Raw genomic sequence first — 15,899 nt, 5'->3', positions numbered from 1 at the left:
ATTGTAGGCATTATACGGAATGCGGGGGCTAAATAAAAAGCCCCCGTTGCCCTAAATGATCGTGTGTATGCAAAAAATTGACAGTACCACCATCATTATCAAGCTGATAATAATAGGTTTGTTGATGCGCACCTGCCGATTGCTTGCAAGTGTTACGATAACCACTGCAGAACTGATTAGTGGTACCAGCCATCCAACAGGAGCTTTCATCAATATCGAAATAACTATCTCAAGTGGATTGCTTGACCGATGAGTTGAAGCCCAGAAAGGCATATTGCCGCTGCCAAGAACAACTCCAGCAGTTAGGCACAGCGCTCCGAATGCAATTAATCCAACACACACCCAACCCCAGGCTTGCCAACGGGCAGTGTCTGCTACTTTCGTAGCAACAAGTTGACTTGTTTGGGCAACAGCAGAAGACAGAGTGCTTAATGCTTTTTTACTCTCAGCATCAACTATTTCAGCAATCAGTTCACGTTGCTTTTCGATAACTACATCTACCTGGCCTGCAATCAGAGCCGGATACTTGCTATATAATGTGTCGTACGATTCCAAAGCCATCAGAATCATCCACATAGCATCATTATCACGTATGTTGAGTGCGTTTTTCACTCGGTATAATCGTTCGACTTCTTTGTCAGAAGGCTGACGACCGAGTAACGCTTTAAAACTACTTTCGATGTCATCCATCGATCACCTCACCAATCATTCGTGCAGCATCACGCCGCCACCTTGATAATTCGGCACGATTGCCGATAGGAAGTTCGGTCATTGCTTGTGAAACCGACAACCGTTTGCTGTAGAGATCATCACTAACCCTGTCCGCAAGATCTGGTAGCAAAAGAGATTTTCCACCTTCACTTTCAATCATTTCTCGTGTTTTAGAGAAATTGTAGAGTTCAAACTTCTGCTCGTTACCGAAGTATCCGTTTCGGATCACATGAACCTTCGTACCAGGCAGAGCGTCTCGATACTCTTTTAGGAGTTCCAGGCTGTCCCTCTGACGATTGATCACCCATAGCGTTGTCAATTCACGGCCCAGCTCCACGAGTGTGCTATTCAGTGTCTCGCCATAAGCAACAACACCTTTGTTATTTCGCGCTGCTGTGTTGATCACTACGACATGATCTTTGAACTCATCGCAGGCGTTTACAAGATCAATCCAGCCATTTGCATCGTCAAGGTCAATCAGTCGAGTTTCAATTTGATCCTTGTACATCTTCCAAACGTCTGGATTGGATGTGTCCGATTCAATAAGCAGAACCTTCACACCTGCTTGTTCGAGCGCATCAACGAGGGCAATCGTAGTGAATGTTTTCCCTACACCGCCTTTACCCCCGCCAACGAAATAAATATCACCTTTTTTAGCTTCTTTAGATTTCATCAGTATCGTCCTTAGGTGTGAAACTACCTGGTGGAACCGGAGTTACTCCGGTTGAATTTTTCGTGCTGCTCGCTGGTTTGGATTCGACCCCAGGAACGGCTTTTTCAGATGCTTTTTTCTTGTCCCCACGGCTGGTGGTTGCTGATGATCGGCGCGGTTTATTGGTTGACCGAGTATTCGACTTCGCTGGAGAAACCTTCACCTTCGTGAGATAGCTTTTTAGCGTTGTAGGAGCGATCTCCAATCCACTTTCCCTGAGGATCTCTGTAATTTTCTCGATGCTGTACCCCCGAGACTGCAAGTCTCGAATAGACGAAGCCATCATCCTTATTGCTTCCAGATTTGAAATCTTTCGATCTGGATCTTCCACCTGAGGCATCTCCTCAAGCTTACCCCTGAGTATCTCAATCTGCGAAACGCTGATCGCCATTCGCCTTTCCTCGAAACGTGCATTTACCTCGATTGTATGGGCATCTCTTGCGCAGTCAAGGTCCGTACGATAGCCTGCATACGAAATGCGGTTTAGAATTTAGGACAAGGTAGGGTTTGTGCTACCGCCATAAATGGCGTGCTCACAACCGGCAGCGCTGCAGTCGTTTCACTCCCTTGCGCTGCCTACCTCCTTGCTCAGGGCTACGCCCCGAGACCCCTTGAACGCGTAAAGGCTTACGTATGAGTAATAGTGAAAATCGGCGGCGAACGAAATTTCTCCCCTCGGTAAGGTGTTTTGAGGAGGAGGAGGAGATCGTGAGGCAAAAAGCGTATGACTGCGGTTTGAGCGTGGGTGCATTCATGCTGTCAGCTGCTTTAGGTCGTCCTACGCGAAGCAAAATGGAGGGTCATATTCTTAACGAATTACGGCGCCTTGGAGGGCTTCAAAAACACCTGTTCAATGAAGGTGGTGGAAAGCTCTCACAGGAGTACGCGCAGGTACTGATAGAACTGAAAGCTGCGATTTCGAGGATCGGTTCTTCATGATCGCTAAGGTCCCTCCACGTAGATCGGATGGCAAGTCAAGTTTCGCCAAGCTTGTTGAATACGCCACTAAACGTGAAGACGAAAAAAAGGTACTTACTGATGAGCTCGATCCAAGCTACTCCAGAAGAGACAACACAATTCTTGAAGCTGCTAGAGCGCATCTCGAAAGAGCAGCTGATCATCTGCGAGCGTCTGGACGAATTAGTTCTCTTGATGCAGATGCCATCCGAAAACGTCTTGGAAGTGCTCGAAGGGCTCTTGATCCCAATGGGCGTCGACTTGTCGCGGATACATACGGACTTCCAAACCACACTGACGAGCCTCGTAGCAGAGACGCCGAAGGAGTAACGTCCGATGAAAATGAAAGAAGTCTTACCCTTGCTCGAAAGTATCTTGCAACAGCAGCAAGTCATCTCAGACAAGCTACTCGAACTGACCCTCACTTTGAGACACGAGCCCGAGCCCGTAGAGCCGCAATTACGTTTCATGCTGCAGCCGCTCACCGAGGAGTTGCAGCAGATGAGCGAGACGCTATTGCCGACCTCGAATTAGGCGCATTACTAGGCGACGCAGTTAACGTTACTTCCAGATCTGGCGTATCTTGCCAGCATAACTGTTTGAGCCTTGAAACCGCAGCTTCCGAAATGCGCGCCGTTGCCGATCAGAATGCGAGAGTCAAAGACCCCGTCTATCATGTCATTTTGAGCTGGCCTCCCGATGAATTTCCAACGGACGCTCAAGCTTTTGAATCAGGTTTACATGCTATGGAAGCAGTTGGCATGAGGGATCATCAGTACGTTTTTGCCATCCACCACGATACTGATTGTGTTCACCTACATATGACAGTCAATCGCGTCCATCCTGAATCTTTCAACGCTGTGTATCCAGATCGCGATTACTTCAAGTTAGATTACGCTATGCGTGAACTCGAAATGCGGTTTGGATGGAGGCACGTGAATGGTCCAAGTAAGGTTGTAGATAGCAATGGTCACCGTACGATTGAGTGGAGCTCTAAGAAGCCTAAATTCCAGGGTAAAATACCTACTAAAGCCGCCGATATGGAGCGCCATGCTGATCAGGAAAGCCTTCACTCCTATGCGCGTGGGGAACCACGTAAGCAGATTGGTAAGCTTTTAAAATCTGAAAATCTTTCATGGCAAACACTCCATTCATGCTTAGCCAAATTTGGTTTAGGTATTCGACCTAAAGGTCGTGGTTTATCTATCTATGACTTCAAGGAAATGTCAGCGACAGGTATCAAGGCTAGCGATATGCACGAGCAATTGTCGTTGGCACGGCTTGTAAAACGCATTGGCGAATTTCAAGAACGTGCGCTACCTAAAGACTTTAATAGCAGCTCAACTTACGATAAGTACGCTGCACCTAAACGAGATCCTTTGGAGCGTCAAAATCGCCGAGAAGAACGTGCGCAGCTTCGTAAAGCGACACGGGCACGTTATGATGCCTACCGTGTTGCGTTTGTTACACGCCGAATTGATAAAGAGTGGGTAAAGCAACAGTTTATGATGATCCGCGATCAAGCCCGCCAACAACGGGCAGATATAAAAGCGCGAATCAATAATCCACTTGATCGTAAAGCATTCTACAGTATTCTTGCTTTTGAAACATTAAGGTCTCGTGAGGAACTCAAGACTAAAATCCAGTTGTTACGTCGCGAGTTAAGGAGTGATCCTTCGAATAAGAAACTTACATTCCGTGAGTGGGTAGAGCGGGAGGCTTCTAACGGCGATCCTGGTGCGATTAGTCAGTTACGTGGGTTTACTTATGGCGATAGACGCAAAGCAAATACGGGAGGTAACGCGATCATTTTTGCAGGGGATATTGATCCTACTTCAAGTTCAAATCTGTTTTCCGCTGGCACTGTCCGCCGTGATGGAGCCGTAGTTTTTCGTAGGGCTGAAGGAGATCCGGGTTTTGTGGATCACGGCGGTAAGGTTTCTTTCCCTGGAGGTCTCCTCGACGACGAGCTGCTCGCCCATGCACTTGATGACACACGCGCTCGGTGGGAGCGGCCTATTGAGATAAAAGGTACCCCCGAATTCGTTGACGCAGCTCTAAAGGCACTTATTGTGCGTGGTTACTCCGGTGATCTTGCCGATCCGACCTTGAACGCTCGACTCAAAGCCTTGGCTGACCAGCAGGCCTTGGCAAAGGCCAAGCCTATAAAACGCGGGCCACGTGCATAACAAACGTTGTTATGCTGTTTTCCGTATTGTAGTATTCATACGAAATCAACGGAGATAATCCTATGGACCTGAACCGATACCCGTTTGTCGCGTTGCTTGCTGCTGTCGCTCTGACAGGTTGTGCTTCCAAGCAGCCAGATGTCAGCGCGCAGGCTCTGATCGACCAGCAGATCCTTGAAGCTTCACAGAAAATTGAGGCTGCTCAGGTCGACCTGTATCAGGCTGGTGCTTTGAATAGCCGTGTTGTGATGCGCAATCCCAACACCAATCTGGACGACAAACAGTTCGTTACTATTAGCTGGCAGGGCGACGCTGTGCAGCTTCTCACAAAGCTCGCACAAGACCGCGGCGAGCGTTTTGAGTTTATGGGTTTACGCATGCCGTTGCCTGTGAACATCGACGTAAAGGGTGTGCAGTATCAGACGGTGCTTTCCATGTTGCGCGCGCAAATCGGGTACCGTGCCGTCATTACTGAGGCACCAGGTAAGCTGGTTCTGCAATACAACCGGCCCCAAGGCTGAATAGGGGGACTTCTATGAAACGGTTTATGTTCGCGGTTCTCCCTTTGGTGGTTTCCTTCGCCGCGCACGCTGCTGAGGAGCCAGTGCTCGATCCTTCGAGTAGCGATACAAAGTCCACTGTAGAAACGTCGCCTCCAGATCTGGACGCACTGCTCAATCCTCAATCCCAAGCGTCTACCAAAGTGACCGATATCCGCTCTCAACTGCTATCGGGCGTTGGCCATACAGTGGGCTTTCGCGGGGGAATGGCTGCTCGTGGTCACGAGCTGGTTGACGGGCTTAACAGTCGGGAGCCTGCCTTAGACGCTATGTACAAATTCGCCCCGATGATTGCCAAAAACGGGACGCTACCTCCGGTTATCGTTGAAGCTCGTGACCTGGCAGCATTTACCCCGGATCAGATCCGTACCGCTAATCGTGTATACAAGATTGAGCGTGAAGAACGCTTCGTCAGCGTCCCACCCACCTGGCGGGACTACCTTTACGTTGGATTACCAGTACGTCAGTCGGTGGAGCTCCCGGCCTTCGAAGCTCGACCGCAGGATGATGCTGAAGACCAGATCTGGAAAAAGGCAGTCCGTGAAGGTTGGGCGGATGGCTACAAGCAAGCGGACGCGATTCTTGAAGCGAATTTTCATCGCCTCACTCGCGATTACACCGGCATGCACCTTTATTCAACCCTGCTCCAAGCTGACATGATCACGACTACTCGTGTGGCTGAATCCCAGCAAACCGTAACTGGTGACGGCAAACAGCTGATGTTAGGCGACAAGCTGCGCAGGGTTACAGACAAGGCCAAATTCGTTACGGACCCTGGTAAGTGGCGTCCTAGCGTCAAGAAAGATTTGCCGAAGAAAGTACCTACGGTCACACCAGCTGCCCAGGATCCGGCGCAATGATTCACCCGCAATTTGAACCCTTTAATTTTGAGGGGGATCTCAGCCCACATAATTTCAAGAGGTTCTTAAAATTATGCTCGGATCGAAACGTATCAGATGTGTTGGTCCAGGGTGGCGACTACATCTGGGTTGAATTGCACGGGAGGCAGCTTCGGGGATCCGTTTCAACTGTGAAACAGGGTCAACTTTCAGTCCTGATTGCCTCTGTGTGGTCTCCTGAGATTGAGAGCCTGATCAAACAAGGCGACGAAGGTGTAGACCGCCCTCTTGAGATTACCGGTAGCGATATTGGTCTTGAGCGTGGGATGTCGCTGCGCTTTCGTACCAACTTTGTCCAAGCGCGTATTGCGAATCTGGATGAAGCGTTCTCGATCACTATGCGAGTGATTCCGGTCGACCTCCCCGATATTACCAAAATGGAGATCGAGCCTGACCTTTTTGAGGAGCTGTTTCCTGAAGAAGGGTTGGTCATCGTCTGTGGACCTACAGGTTCAGGGAAGACGACTTTGCTAGCGGGCACCTACGGGCACATCGGAATTAAGATGCCTGACCGCAAGGTCATCACGTTCGACGATCCAATTGAATTCGTGCTGGGTGGACCACACTGGAAAGGTCCACAGCCGGCCCAATCGCAAATCGGTCGTGACATCAAAGACTTTCCAAAGGCAATGCGGAATGCTGTTCGCCGTAAGCCCAGCATCATTGGTATCGGCGAGGCTCGGGACCGTGTTTCTATCGAAGCAATGGTTGAGGCCAGCCTGTCTGGTCATACGTGTTACGCCACAATGCACACGAAGTCTGTCGCAGAAACGATCAACCGGGCCATCCAAACCTACCCACCCGAGCAACAGTCTGGGATAGCGTCGCGTCTAGCTGGGGCTTTGCGGGTTATTATTGTACAACGGCTCCTTAAGACGACTGATGGGAAACGAACTGCTATTCGCGAGTACCTGGTCTTTGACCGTGAGTTCAGGTCGGATATGCAAAGTCTTCCTTACAACGAGTGGGCTCTGTTGATTCGTACCAAGCTTGAAGATGCCGAGGCCACTCTTGATGATAAGGCTTGGAAGCTGTTTCAGGACGGCAGGATCCTGCAGGATGAATTTGTCGGTGTTGCAGGCATGAAGGAATTCAGAAGGCGCTCGCTGAGCGCGCAGGAGAACTAGATATATGCCTTCGATTTGGAGAGCCGCATCTGAACCCTTGACTGCTTTGGGCATTCCGGTTTCGGCTTACTTGCCCTTGTTCGGTTGGATGTACTTTCCGAGCTGGCTGACGTTCTACGTGGCCGCGGGTGTAATCATCATGTTTGGGATTTTGGCCAAGCTGGGCTGGACCTTGAGCGTTTGCTGGAACAAGTTTCTTGGTTTTTTACGCGGAGGGGTCATCTATGCCAGGCCCTGGTGGTTCCGAAAGCGTTTTCGAGATTAAAAAAAACCGCCTAAGCAGGCGGTTTTTTTATCGTAGTTGCCTGGCAGTGATTCACCGGCTCCTCGGTCCCCTATCTTTCAGGGATGGTGAGGCTACTGCGGAGGTGGCTGAATCCACTTGGCTTGGATTCGGCGGTTCCAAGGTAATGCGGATACCAGGATTCAGCCGGCATGAAGCCTCCTTGATCGAATCCCAGTGAGAATGGGGGACGATCCCCACTGTCAGTGGCTTTTCGCTGATTGTTAATTTTGCTGGATAAGCGATCACTTTCATATGATCCCAGCCCGGGGCCTCAATGAGCGATGACACCAGATCCGGTCTTTGCTGCAAAAGCAAATGAGGCTTAGCCAGTTCCAGCTTACTTGGTGTGATCCCTTCTTTGGCCAGGCGTTCGTGTAGCACCGCCTGTAGGTCATCCATCATGCTCCTGGACATTCTCGCAAACGATATAAAATCGTGGTTTGGAATATCGTCAGGACGCATCATGTTGGGGTTCTGTTTTTGATCCAGTTCAACCAAAAAATCCACAACGGTGAACTGGAGTCTGTTTTTGTCCGCGTACGCACGTGCAGCCATAAAGCCATCTTGCTTGCTTTGATAACCGTACAGTGCTGGAAATGCACCCGAAATCGGTGCGTCAGTCGGCACGCCGCAATCCTTGAGGGCAATTGCCCTCGGGGCTGGCCCGGAATAAAAATATACGCTCGATAACTCAATAATATGTGAGTCTGGCTTATCAGTCGTGCTCACCTATGCCACCTTGTTTTGACCAACCCTGAATCAAGACCTTTTCAACCTTCTGGCGATCTCCTACGTTGCTCGCTACATCCTGCATCAAGCGTTTGCATTGCTTAGGAGTAAGCGCAAGTCTCTTGAGCGCTTCGATCCATCGCATCACCGGCCTACCTGGCTTGCCATCATGCAACATTAGACGATAAACCGAGGGTGGGGATCTTCCAATCAGAGTCGCGAAGGCGTCTCGATCTTGGGGGGAATCCTGTAACCCTAAAAACTCATAAAACTCCCTGATGTCCAGCGGTGGCTGAACAGGCGACGATGCAGGGTGTTGACGGTACAGATGCAGCAGCATTGCAATCACTGGATCACTGATTTGCTCTGCTGACTGCTCAGGATTCGTCAATTCCTCCCATTTGGCCTTCTGCAGACCAAAGGCATCCGCTGCCGCAACCTTGGTCAGACCATTTTCGATTCGCCATCTCTCCAAATCTGTCCCACAGATCGGGTGAATCTCATCAGTGTCGATAGACATTTGCTCCCCTCAAATGAAGCTGTAAAGCGCCTGCCTCGGCCTCTGTACACGGTTCTTCCAAATCCGTGCTATTTTGAATAATATACATAATACGAAATTTAAGCAGCCACGGTCCAGCCCGAAAGCGGTCAATGTGAAGCTCGCAACTTCACGCTTAGCTTGCGGAGTAACGGGCAAAGGACTCCCCACCACCTCCACAGAGGCAGGAGCGCCCATGAGCGTTGAATCAGAAGCTTTACTGCAAGAGTTTCGCCAAGCTGTGTACGAAAAACACAGCTCGCCACAAACGGCGATGGAATCCTCTCCGGATGGCGCCATTCGGCATCGTGCCGAGGCGTATCAGGCTTGGCTTCAGAGTAGCCAAGCTGACGGTGAAAGCTCCACAGTCCCAGATACCCTACTGCGGCACTGGGTCGTTGCTGACATCACGTCCTGGCGTTCAGTAGAACCTAATTCCGCAGAAAATGCTGTCACCGCATTACATCGTAATGTTTTTGCATACGATACATATGCAAAATTGCTAAAGGAACTGCACCAAGAGGTCTATGACCAAATAATTTCGCGTTCTGAGGTAGCTGAAACGATTAATGGCTTCAGCAACGCAAGCGCGCCAGGAGCCGAACCGGCAAAAACCGATCCGAGTGTGATTCTCAGTGAGCTGCTCAAGGACATCACTTACCGGGAGCGTGCAGACGGAAGCGTCCTCTACCTTTTGAAGGAACAGCCGATTTTCGTCGATCACGGGCAACAGATCCTCATGGAGGCGAAGGCCCAAGATGACGAACTGGCCATTCTTGCGGCGCTACACATGGCAAAGCAAAAATTTGGCGGGTCTATCGAGTTGACCGGATCGGACGAGTTCAAACGTCGGGCTCTTGAGGTGATGATCAAGCACGATGTGCAGGTGGAGCTCAAGAATCCAGCACAAGAAGCTTTGCGCCGGGAGATGATGGGGTTGCCGCCTGTAGGGGACTCAGCTCCCGGACAGGATAATGCGCCGGCACCTGATCCAGCCGCCACTCAGAATCAGCCGTCTCAACCCCGACCATCAGCTTCGGCAAATCCCAATTCCGCAGCCGATGCCACTATCCCGGTTGCGACTGCAGCTGAGCCAGTGAACCACTACAAAGGTGAGCTACTGGAGTTTGGCTCCGCGCCTTACCAGTTCGATATGTCAAATAGCCGCAGTTTCTACGTCACCCTCAAAAACTCTGACGGTGAATCCAGGACCACTTGGGGTGTGGATCTGGAGCGAGTAATCGAAGAACTCGGCGTAGGTCGCGGCGATCAAGTCGAGCTGACTAACCTCGGTCGCAAGGACGTAACCATTGAGGTGCCTGTCCGGGACAAAGCAGGGCAAGTCCTTAGATACGAGGAACGTAAGACCCACCGCAATGAGTGGGGCATTGAAGTGACTGCAAAGGCACCCGCTGATGTGACCCCACCTGCCCCACTTGAGCCAGGCGAATCCGCAATTAAGGCTCATGATGCCAAGTGGCTGAATGATATGGGCGTGCCTGTCGAAGCATTTGAAACACATCCGAAAATGCTTGCGATGCGTGGTGAGGATCATGCTGTTCTTCTGCTTAATGGTGTCGAAACCACTGCTGAAGGCTTTGCCACAGTCGAAAGGCTGATGGCTCAGCAAACCTATAGAGCGGCCTTCATGGCTTCGTTTGAAGCCGAATTCGGACGATACAACAACCATTTCCAAAAGCAGCTTGCTGATTCTGAAGGGTACGCAGTTGCAAAGGAAATGCTCGCTGACGCTGAGAGCAAATATGGTCCGATCCCATTAGCCGTGATCGACTCCGAAGCGCACATTCAGGATGCCATGGCGAAAGGCGATATTGACGCCGTTATCGACGCTATCGATGCGTACGATCGCCAATACCTCGCGTCACTGGAAAGCCACCGTCAGACCGTTGAAGCTCAAAGCAATCAACAAGCTGCGAGTGGTGGCTTTGTCGAAGTGGGTGAACCGACTCCACAGCCCTCAGCAATAGACGAAAATTCCACCACTAGCGGTGAGCCGCCGCTCACTGATGAGCCGTTGCATTTCTTACATAACGGCCAGTCTGCCGAGATTGATTTGACCCGCTACGTCCAGCAGCCACCATCTCTGGAAGAAGATGGCCAGCCATCCAATGAATTAGTGGATCACTCGCTGAATTCAGCTTCGCCGCTGTACTTCACCCACAACGGTGAACCAGCTGAAATCGACCTGAGCCGTTTTGCCCAGTCCCCCGCTACAGACTTGTCGGTTGCGCCTGAAAGCCTCCCTCAACACGCCGCTGGTCCTGCAGGCTTGACTGAAAAATCTGGCATTCCCTTTTCAGAGCGAGATCTGCAATACGCGGCCAACCTGATTCCTGTTGAGGCCCATTCCTGGTGGGACGTGCAGCGAGTGGCCATTGAATCGTGGGGCAGATCTTTGGAGGAAATGGAGGCGGATCTCCAGGTCCTTGGGCCTGAGCCAAGGGTCGATCAAATCATCTGGTTCGACAAGGCTGGCCGTCAAATGCCTGCGCCTGTCGATGAGGTTGAGTGGCTTGCGAAGCAGGCTTTAACGGCTTCGCAAAACGATGAATCGAATGGTTTTGTCAGTGGTGACAACAACGAGTTGCGCGGGCGCGGCGCGGCGAGCTTGTTCCCAAGCGCAGATGGTGTGATTGAACTCAATCCAGAGGAGGCCGATATGGCACAGTCCGATTCCAATGCAGAGAAAGAACCCAAACTCATCCTTCGGGGTGTTACCAAGCTCGCTGATGACTCCTTCGACACAACGGTCCTGCTTTACCAGGGTAAAGGCGACTACCTGCAGGGTTTTGTGAAGGTCGATGGGATTAAGCACCAGGTGCTTGCGTTCATGAACGAACGCCATCCAGACCCATCAACCGGAGAAATCAAGCCAAACTTCATCACGCTTTCAGAGCCAAGCAAATCAGGCACTGATGATGATTCAAAATGGAACCAAATCGGCCACGGCAATGCCGTAAACCGCCGTGGCGACGGTAAAGAGGTTCACTTTGACGAGGTCCTGTTTAACGTCGGAGGTACCATTGTGAAGGCAAGGGAGACAAAACACGTCGACGAGTCGCTCCACCAAAAGTTGGGCTTTCTTGAGCCTCGCAAGGAGCGCGAGAAAGCAGCCGCTACCCCAAAAGATGAAGTGCCGGCCGCTGGACCCGTAAGCGACGCTACAGCCCCGGTACCATCCACTAAAAAACGAGTACGAGCTTAATGCTCGCCCGCTTCCTGGTTACGAGAGGACCTGTAATGAAACCACTCACTCGCACGCTACTGGTTGTGCTTCTTATGTGTTCCTCCATCGGCGTACAAGCAGCCACTTGCCGCAGCGGTGAAGCGGCAATGCGCGGTGGCGAAGCAGGTCTGTCTCGTGACCAGTCAGCGGCGGACTCTAACGAAACAGCTGAGAAAACCTCATCCGATATCTTGGGAAAATGCATTGGTGGTATCACCGGCATATTCGGCACGACTAGCTTCCCTGATCTCTCGGCAATCTGGCAGATGATCAAAGACAAGGTGTGCTCAATCGCTAGCTCGCAAGTACGCGGGGTAGTTTCCCAGGTCAACGGTGAAATCAATGGTGTCATGACTCAAGTGAACGGTGCCGTGACTGACACGATCAACCAAACCGGTGTCAACGACACGGGAATGGGCACTGTGATCAGCAGCGGTGACACGAATATCAGCGGTCCATCCGTGCAAAACACCAGAAGCTCCGGCTCAACGGACTCTGCGTTTTGGAATGACATCTGGAAGTAATAGCCATGGAGGTGGCCATCATGAAACAGATCGAGGAATTGGCAAACAAGCAGTTAGAAGCTGGGGGACTGATCTTGGCTCTCCCACCTAAAGTCATGCTCGATATTGAGCAATATCGGATTGCACGCAATGAAGCTCTGGCATGCAACGATGACAACAACCTTCCGCTCGTGGAGGAGCTGAGTCAGCGGTGGCAAACCGAAGCTATGAATTTGGCTCGTTGGTTGTCCGCTCAGTTCCCGGATGACGAGCGGACAGCGGAGTAGATTCATGAACCGACCTCAGACCACTGCCGATCTGCTAATAAAACACTCGTGGCCTGCTGGGCACACCATGGACGTGGCTTGTCCAAACTGCGCAGCTACGGTGGCCACGCAGATCAGTGTCGTTCGTGAAGACGACCTGCCGTTAAGGCCCGAAGACTGTGAGGACTGCAACGCCCAGTTCGAAGTTTACCCGGACGGGAAAACCGTTTTGGTATCAGCTCCCGCCTCAGGCCCGCTTAGTGATCGTGCACTGAAGGCAATCAAGTTTTTTGAAGCACTTACATTCGACCCTAACGGGGCCCGGGATTGGCCATTCACCACAGAGGTTGAGACTCTGCTGACAGTTGCTTGGCTACACGAGTTTGAGGACGGCACTCTACAGTTCTTAGATGCTGATCAGGAGCCGCCGCACGTCTACAGCCCGCGCCTGGATCCTGAAGCGCTGGAGCGATTTTGCGAAACGAACATCGATGCGTACCGAACTTTCCATGACAAGCACGGAGCTGCACTTGATCGTCGCGAGTCCGTGGCCATGTCTCCTTTTTGGTAATAGAGAAATCCGCTGCCACCAATGAGAGGAAATACCATGGATTTAGTTGCTCGCAGAGCCATCGAGAAAAGCATCATCATCGCATGGCCCGAAAGGGCGTTTGGCGGTATCAGGATGCGGGTTTCGCGTCTAACAAAGGATCAACCCAATGAGTGATAAAACCGAGCAGTTGCCGCAGCTTCCCCAGGGTTTGCGAACCGAGCTTCACGTTGTCAGCAATAAAGGAATGACCGGTAACAAATCGTGGGTTCTGCGCGACTTGAAGACGGATGAACTGTATGAGCTTACGCCCAGCACCATTGAGGGTTGGGACATTCCCGAGGGCCAGCTCGACGGCCCTGGCATCATCGTAACGATGGTGCCAGATTGCGTCACGCTGCAACTAAGCAATGGTCAGCTATATCGCGACCTCCCCCCGCCTGATGCACTGCGTTTGAAGTAATAGATCATGCAAAAGGTTAATGAGGAAGACGTTTTGAAAACTGAAAATCAGGCCGAAAACGATCAGAGGAAACACAATGTTTGGCCGTTTGCAGCTGGTTTCGCGATTGGTCTTCTTACCCCATTTGTTTTTCTAGACGCGCCCAGGTCGATTGGTCTGTTTTCGCTTTTGGTGGTTTGTCTCACCGGCGGGATGGTCATGGGTTGCGTGATGTCATTAATTAGCAACTTAGCCAACAGGACATAGGAAGGAAAAAGCCATGTCTGCAACCATTACACCGATCAAGCACGTCATTACGAATTGTTCTCGGTGCGATGCTTGGATCACTGACGGCCAATCGACCATGACCGTTACCGTAGCCAAAGAAACATGGTATGGGCTTCGCGGTGAAATGGCAGAGGTCGAGGTTGAAAATGCGAAGGTAGCTCTGCTGTTCTGCCGCCACTGCTCTTATCTGTACGACTTCACGCGGATTGCCGTTGGTCGAAGCCGAACGGAGGAAGATGAGGTAGTGATCGCTCTCGCAGAAGAAGCCGAAATTGAAGCTAGCCGTGATGCTGCGGCAAAGGAAATGCAAGTTTCGCCAGACAGATTGTCGGCAGAGCAAGTCCGTGGCTGGATGCTTGAGCAGCAGTACAAGGAGCTTGAAGCCGAGGGCTTTTTCGAGCACGTCAAAGGTTAAGGGAAAAAAGTGCCATGAGCGTTGACCAAGATAAAGTAGAAGGCTTCGAGCTGACTTTCAGTGTGCAGATTGACGACCACCGAATTCTTGAGCTGTTGGTCGACCAAGTGTTTGCCGGTGATTGCTTTTGGCAGGTCACGGACGCTGGTAGCCAGGTTCTGGATCGTTCTCAGGTTTACAAAAACCAGGCGCATTGCCTGCGAGACGGTCTGAATAAGGCGGACCATGAAACCCGGCATCGGGGAGAAGTACAAGGGACAGCAAGGTCCGTCGCAGTTGATTTGATTGAAGCAGCAGACAACGAGCTGGACGTGATGCGCCGAGAGGCAAACCGCTATCGGGTGTTGCGCGAACACTGGCTGCGGATCGACGACGGGACGATTGTACACCGTGCCGGGGGGTTGGATTTATGGTGCGACAATCTCCTTACAGCCGCCCAAGATTCAGCAGCAAAGAGTTAAGGGAATTAGCCCAGGAGGGCACCACTGATGAGCGATGTTGAAAAGTACGACCTGACCCATCACCTGGAGCAAGCTGTTCAGGAGCTGGACGCCAATTCGATTGAGCTGGCCAACAACATGGGCACAGCGACCCTCGATCAATTGCACGAAATTGTAGAGTTCGCGGAGCGGCTTAAAGAAGCTGCATACGTTGAAATGTATGGTCGCGAGCGGGAAGCGAACGGTGTGGATGCCCGCCACCTAATTCTGCCGCCAAAGGGCTATACCGGGTACCAGCAGAAAAGTTAAAGGGAACGAACATGACCATCATTAAGCACTCGACTAACCCAGCAATTTTCGTTGGTACTCCAGATGAATTTGGGCTTGCTGTGGAAGGTGATTTTAGCGCCGCTGGCCATTGGATCGCATCAGTGAATGGTCAAGAAACGGATCTGATGTGCTTGGATGCAGAACAGGCTATGAGGGAGGGTGAGCGTGTGTTCGAAGCAGAGGCCCGTAGCTTGGCTTACACAGCTGAGGCTGAAGCTGCGATGGCAGCTTCCCGCGTCGTACCAAACAGCGAGGAGCAAAAGGAAATCGAACTAATCCAGTCAAAATTGACGGTGTTGCGTGAGGCCATCGATGCGCTGGTAGACCAAGCGGGAACTGTGCAGGTCTGCTTAGACCCTGATGTTATCAGTCGATACAATCTGTCCGAGGCGCGGACGGACTTAGCTGAACGGTGCCGTGACGTGATACGGGCCACTGGCAACTTCGACCAACATTCTCGCACCCTGGCCCCTTACCAGGATATGTAGTCAGTAGGAGAGGAGCGATTACGTGTCTCCGTGCTGCCTTCCAGAATAAACCCCGCACCTATTGGTAACGGGGTTTTTTCTTTATGCGCGCATCTTCTTCGCTTCTGGTGCAGCGTTGCCCTGCAGCACTGTCGACTTTGGCGTCCACGTCGAAACATAGTTGTCGTCAGCTTGCATCAGCTTGAGCTCTGTCATCACATCACGCGAGTCATCCCTCAGGTT

20 protein-coding genes are annotated in these 15,899 nt (G+C 51.4%); 15 read left to right on the top strand and 5 right to left on the bottom strand.

The features are described from left to right. Nucleotides 1–51 precede the first annotated feature (51 nt). The 3 genes from J1G37_RS21815 to J1G37_RS21805 are packed head-to-tail and all read right to left on the bottom strand — an operon-like array spanning nt 52 to nt 1,814. Nucleotides 52–690, bottom strand: a complete 639-nt coding sequence (locus J1G37_RS21815; protein ID WP_106116933.1) for a hypothetical protein — start codon at nt 688–690, stop codon at nt 52–54. Then, nucleotides 683–1,384, bottom strand: a complete 702-nt coding sequence (locus J1G37_RS21810; protein ID WP_200648567.1) for an AAA family ATPase — start codon at nt 1,382–1,384, stop codon at nt 683–685. The genes J1G37_RS21815 and J1G37_RS21810 overlap by 8 nt, the downstream gene beginning before the upstream one ends. Continuing rightward, nucleotides 1,374–1,814 carry a hypothetical protein gene (locus J1G37_RS21805; RefSeq protein ID WP_106116935.1) on the bottom strand — a complete coding sequence of 147 codons (441 nt, stop codon included), beginning with the start codon at nt 1,812–1,814 and terminating at the stop codon, nt 1,374–1,376. The genes J1G37_RS21810 and J1G37_RS21805 overlap by 11 nt, the downstream gene beginning before the upstream one ends. A gap of 242 nt (nt 1,815–2,056) precedes the next feature. Between J1G37_RS21805 and mobA the strand changes: the two genes are divergently transcribed. The 6 genes from mobA to icmT all read left to right on the top strand — a co-directional run bounded on the left by mobA (nt 2,057) and on the right by icmT (nt 7,420). After that, nucleotides 2,057–2,362: a plasmid mobilization protein MobA gene (mobA, locus tag J1G37_RS21800; RefSeq protein WP_106116936.1), complete on the top strand. Its 306-nt coding sequence runs from the start codon at nt 2,057–2,059 to the stop codon at nt 2,360–2,362. Further along, entirely contained in the window at nt 2,359–4,569 is a 2,211-nt protein-coding gene (gene traI / locus J1G37_RS29185; protein WP_309578211.1) for a TraI/MobA(P) family conjugative relaxase, read from the top strand. Before mobA ends, traI begins: the two co-directional genes overlap by 4 nt. 62 nt (nt 4,570–4,631) lie before the next feature. Next, nucleotides 4,632–5,090, top strand: a complete 459-nt coding sequence (locus J1G37_RS21780) for a DotD/TraH family lipoprotein (RefSeq protein WP_106116938.1) — start codon at nt 4,632–4,634, stop codon at nt 5,088–5,090. A 14-nt stretch (nt 5,091–5,104) separates the two neighbouring features. After that, on the top strand, nt 5,105–5,989 hold the full coding sequence (locus J1G37_RS21775; protein ID WP_200648565.1) for a type IV secretory system conjugative DNA transfer family protein: 885 nt from the start codon (nt 5,105–5,107) through the stop codon (nt 5,987–5,989). Continuing rightward, nucleotides 5,986–7,155: a plasmid transfer ATPase TraJ gene (traJ, locus tag J1G37_RS21770; RefSeq protein WP_106116939.1), complete on the top strand. Its 1,170-nt coding sequence runs from the start codon at nt 5,986–5,988 to the stop codon at nt 7,153–7,155. The genes J1G37_RS21775 and traJ overlap by 4 nt, the downstream gene beginning before the upstream one ends. Nucleotides 7,156–7,159: 4 nt before the next feature. After that, nucleotides 7,160–7,420 (top strand): IcmT/TraK family protein, encoded by a 261-nt coding sequence (gene icmT / locus J1G37_RS21765; protein ID WP_004666780.1) that lies wholly within the window; start codon nt 7,160–7,162, stop codon nt 7,418–7,420. 51 nt (nt 7,421–7,471) lie between these two features. On the opposite strand, the gene J1G37_RS21760 is transcribed toward icmT, so the two are convergent. Beyond that, entirely contained in the window at nt 7,472–8,170 is a 699-nt protein-coding gene (locus J1G37_RS21760) for a hypothetical protein (RefSeq protein WP_200648564.1), read from the bottom strand. After that, complete coding sequence (locus tag J1G37_RS21755; protein ID WP_004666778.1) at nt 8,157–8,690, bottom strand: hypothetical protein; 534 nt, start codon at nt 8,688–8,690, stop codon at nt 8,157–8,159. The genes J1G37_RS21760 and J1G37_RS21755 overlap by 14 nt, the downstream gene beginning before the upstream one ends. 214 nt (nt 8,691–8,904) lie before the next feature. Between J1G37_RS21755 and J1G37_RS21750 the strand changes: the two genes are divergently transcribed. From J1G37_RS21750 to J1G37_RS21710, 9 genes are all read left to right on the top strand, one after another. Beyond that, nucleotides 8,905–11,934: an LPD7 domain-containing protein gene (locus J1G37_RS21750; RefSeq protein WP_207045311.1), complete on the top strand. Its 3,030-nt coding sequence runs from the start codon at nt 8,905–8,907 to the stop codon at nt 11,932–11,934. 35 nt (nt 11,935–11,969) lie between these two features. Beyond that, nucleotides 11,970–12,479 (top strand): hypothetical protein, encoded by a 510-nt coding sequence (locus J1G37_RS21745; RefSeq protein ID WP_004666776.1) that lies wholly within the window; start codon nt 11,970–11,972, stop codon nt 12,477–12,479. 20 nt (nt 12,480–12,499) lie between these two features. Then, nucleotides 12,500–12,745 (top strand): hypothetical protein, encoded by a 246-nt coding sequence (locus J1G37_RS21740; RefSeq protein ID WP_146133232.1) that lies wholly within the window; start codon nt 12,500–12,502, stop codon nt 12,743–12,745. Between the two features lie 4 nt (nt 12,746–12,749). Then, entirely contained in the window at nt 12,750–13,295 is a 546-nt protein-coding gene (locus J1G37_RS21735; protein ID WP_106116942.1) for a hypothetical protein, read from the top strand. A gap of 148 nt (nt 13,296–13,443) precedes the next feature. Beyond that, entirely contained in the window at nt 13,444–13,737 is a 294-nt protein-coding gene (locus J1G37_RS21730) for a hypothetical protein (RefSeq protein ID WP_106116943.1), read from the top strand. Between the two features lie 259 nt (nt 13,738–13,996). Continuing rightward, nucleotides 13,997–14,419, top strand: a complete 423-nt coding sequence (locus J1G37_RS21725) for a hypothetical protein (RefSeq protein WP_106116945.1) — start codon at nt 13,997–13,999, stop codon at nt 14,417–14,419. A gap of 14 nt (nt 14,420–14,433) precedes the next feature. Beyond that, a complete protein-coding gene (locus J1G37_RS29065; RefSeq protein ID WP_106116946.1) occupies nt 14,434–14,880 on the top strand; it encodes a hypothetical protein in 447 nt (148 codons plus the stop codon). Between the two features lie 27 nt (nt 14,881–14,907). After that, on the top strand, nt 14,908–15,168 hold the full coding sequence (locus tag J1G37_RS21715; protein ID WP_106116947.1) for a hypothetical protein: 261 nt from the start codon (nt 14,908–14,910) through the stop codon (nt 15,166–15,168). An 11-nt stretch (nt 15,169–15,179) separates the two neighbouring features. Next, nucleotides 15,180–15,677, top strand: a complete 498-nt coding sequence (locus J1G37_RS21710) for a hypothetical protein (protein ID WP_106116948.1) — start codon at nt 15,180–15,182, stop codon at nt 15,675–15,677. Nucleotides 15,678–15,899: the final 222 nt, after the last annotated feature.

The organism is Pseudomonas sp. Marseille-Q1929 (genome assembly GCF_017316265.1).
GTDB lineage: Bacteria > Pseudomonadota > Gammaproteobacteria > Pseudomonadales > Pseudomonadaceae > Aquipseudomonas.
This window is presented reverse-complemented; position numbering and strand designations above follow the sequence as displayed.

Coding starts and splice junctions, on each gene's coding strand:
- J1G37_RS21815 (WP_106116933.1), bottom strand. CDS start 690: ATGGATGACATCGAAAGTAGTTTTAAAGCGTTACTCGGTCGTCAGCCT.
- J1G37_RS21810 (WP_200648567.1), bottom strand. CDS start 1,384: ATGAAATCTAAAGAAGCTAAAAAAGGTGATATTTATTTCGTTGGCGGG.
- J1G37_RS21805 (WP_106116935.1), bottom strand. CDS start 1,814: ATGGCGATCAGCGTTTCGCAGATTGAGATACTCAGGGGTAAGCTTGAG.
- mobA (WP_106116936.1), top strand. CDS start 2,057: ATGAGTAATAGTGAAAATCGGCGGCGAACGAAATTTCTCCCCTCGGTA.
- traI (WP_309578211.1), top strand. CDS start 2,359: ATGATCGCTAAGGTCCCTCCACGTAGATCGGATGGCAAGTCAAGTTTC.
- J1G37_RS21780 (WP_106116938.1), top strand. CDS start 4,632: ATGGACCTGAACCGATACCCGTTTGTCGCGTTGCTTGCTGCTGTCGCT.
- J1G37_RS21775 (WP_200648565.1), top strand. CDS start 5,105: ATGAAACGGTTTATGTTCGCGGTTCTCCCTTTGGTGGTTTCCTTCGCC.
- traJ (WP_106116939.1), top strand. CDS start 5,986: ATGATTCACCCGCAATTTGAACCCTTTAATTTTGAGGGGGATCTCAGC.
- icmT (WP_004666780.1), top strand. CDS start 7,160: ATGCCTTCGATTTGGAGAGCCGCATCTGAACCCTTGACTGCTTTGGGC.
- J1G37_RS21755 (WP_004666778.1), bottom strand. CDS start 8,690: ATGTCTATCGACACTGATGAGATTCACCCGATCTGTGGGACAGATTTG.
- J1G37_RS21750 (WP_207045311.1), top strand. CDS start 8,905: ATGAGCGTTGAATCAGAAGCTTTACTGCAAGAGTTTCGCCAAGCTGTG.
- J1G37_RS21745 (WP_004666776.1), top strand. CDS start 11,970: ATGAAACCACTCACTCGCACGCTACTGGTTGTGCTTCTTATGTGTTCC.
- J1G37_RS21740 (WP_146133232.1), top strand. CDS start 12,500: ATGAAACAGATCGAGGAATTGGCAAACAAGCAGTTAGAAGCTGGGGGA.
- J1G37_RS21735 (WP_106116942.1), top strand. CDS start 12,750: ATGAACCGACCTCAGACCACTGCCGATCTGCTAATAAAACACTCGTGG.
- J1G37_RS21730 (WP_106116943.1), top strand. CDS start 13,444: ATGAGTGATAAAACCGAGCAGTTGCCGCAGCTTCCCCAGGGTTTGCGA.
- J1G37_RS21725 (WP_106116945.1), top strand. CDS start 13,997: ATGTCTGCAACCATTACACCGATCAAGCACGTCATTACGAATTGTTCT.
- J1G37_RS29065 (WP_106116946.1), top strand. CDS start 14,434: ATGAGCGTTGACCAAGATAAAGTAGAAGGCTTCGAGCTGACTTTCAGT.
- J1G37_RS21715 (WP_106116947.1), top strand. CDS start 14,908: ATGAGCGATGTTGAAAAGTACGACCTGACCCATCACCTGGAGCAAGCT.
- J1G37_RS21710 (WP_106116948.1), top strand. CDS start 15,180: ATGACCATCATTAAGCACTCGACTAACCCAGCAATTTTCGTTGGTACT.